This window comes from Devosia geojensis (genome assembly GCF_000969415.1).
Classification (GTDB): Bacteria; Pseudomonadota; Alphaproteobacteria; order Rhizobiales; family Devosiaceae; genus Devosia; species Devosia geojensis.
In genome coordinates this window covers 1-1,344 of the sequence record NZ_JZEX01000187.1, presented here as the reverse complement: position 1 = coordinate 1,344, position 1,344 = coordinate 1, and the positions used below count along the sequence as shown (strand labels likewise).

Sequence of the window (1,344 nt, the reverse complement as noted above, 5' to 3'; positions counted from 1 at the left end):
GTGATGAAGAGGGGGTCGGTGGGGGATTCGACGATCAGCAGGCCCTCCTCTACGTCGAGCTGCTGCTGGGCGAGGAGCCGGGTCTGGGCGGGGTTGAAGATGCCGAGCGAGAGGGTGCGCCCGATGCCGTCGCGGTTGGTGGTCGAATAGATGACGGTGCCCTCGCGGTTGTGCACCGCGATCGACCAGAAGGCGTCGGGCATGACGCCGTTCATGTAGGCGGGACCTTCGGAGAGATCGACCTGGCAGACGCCGTAGACGAGCTCGGGATCGAGCCCGAGCGGATTGGCCGCGCCCGGTTCGACCGGCGGCAGGACCGCGACCCGATCGTGCGCCTCGAGGGCGGCGATGCGGGTCCAGACGGTTTCCTCGGCCAGCTGGGGCAGGGTGAGAACGGCCACGATATGGATGATGCCCCCGAGGACGAGGCCGGCGACGACGTAAAGGAGGGTGCGGATCATCGGCAGCCCTCCCGCGTGATCGAGGGCAGGGTCTCGACCGCCGCCCCGAACCCGGACGAGGCGACGGTGTCGTAGAGCGTCAGCACCAGCGAGAAGGGGCCGTCGCCGACGATCTCCAGCCAGTTGCCGGGCATGAGGCGCGTGCCGACGTGGACGCTGATGGACCCGTCCTCCGGCCGCACGATATCGCCCGAGCGCAGCGCCATGGCGGCGCCGGGGCGGGCGAGGTTACGCCCCGCGCCATCGACGGCCACGAGCGTCCAGAAGGTGGCAACGGGGGTCGTGCCGGCGATGGCATACGTGCAGGCGCGGGTCAGCGGCTCGCCGGCGCTGTCGGTGGTCGCGGTGAACTGCAGGCCCTCGGATTGGCCGAGCGGCAGGTTGCCGACCCGCACGACATGGGCGCGCGTATAGGGGTTGGGATTGGGCGAGCCGGCATCGGGCCAGGCGGTCCAGGGGCCGGACTGGAGGACGCCGAAATAGCGCCCGTCGGTCAGCGCGTAATAGGAGAGGCCGAACCCGAAGGCGAGCGCCACGGCGAACATGAGAAGCAAGCGGAGGACGAAGCGCATGGGGCCTCAGGGCTCCGTGGGACGGCATGCGTTTCGGCAACAGGCGTCGGCGGGGTACCCCCCTCCCAGCCTCCCCCGCAAGGGGGGAGGTGCTGCGTTGTGCCTGGGCGATCTGGTCGAAAGCACGGAACGGCACCTCCCCCCTTGCGGGGGAGCCAGCCTGGCCTCCCGCCCGTCACCGCCGCCTGGCGGCTGGCGCGGCATCTCAGGATGGGTCCCGGCTTTCGCCTGGGTGACAGCCGGTGGGTGGGGCGCGATGATGCCATAGGCACGATCGGCCTCCCTCCCCCTTGAGGGGAGGGATCGAGGGT

2 protein-coding genes are annotated in these 1,344 nt (G+C 70.4%); both read right to left on the bottom strand.

Going from position 1 to position 1,344, the window contains the following annotated elements; genetic code table 11:
• Window positions 1-461, bottom strand: a 461-nt coding sequence (locus VE25_RS20400) for a DUF1254 domain-containing protein (protein ID WP_052732117.1), incomplete at its 3' end; no start/stop codon positions are given.
• Complete coding sequence (locus VE25_RS20395; protein WP_046110522.1) at window positions 458-1,033, bottom strand: DUF1214 domain-containing protein; 576 nt, start codon at window positions 1,031-1,033, stop codon at window positions 458-460. The genes VE25_RS20400 and VE25_RS20395, both read right to left, overlap by 4 nt.
• Window positions 1,034-1,344 lie beyond the last annotated feature (311 nt).

What these genes read in the sequence shown, in the direction of transcription:
- VE25_RS20395 (WP_046110522.1), bottom strand. Translation starts at nt 1,033, where the DNA reads ATGCGCTTCGTCCTCCGCTTGCTTCTCATGTTCGCCGTGGCGCTCGCC.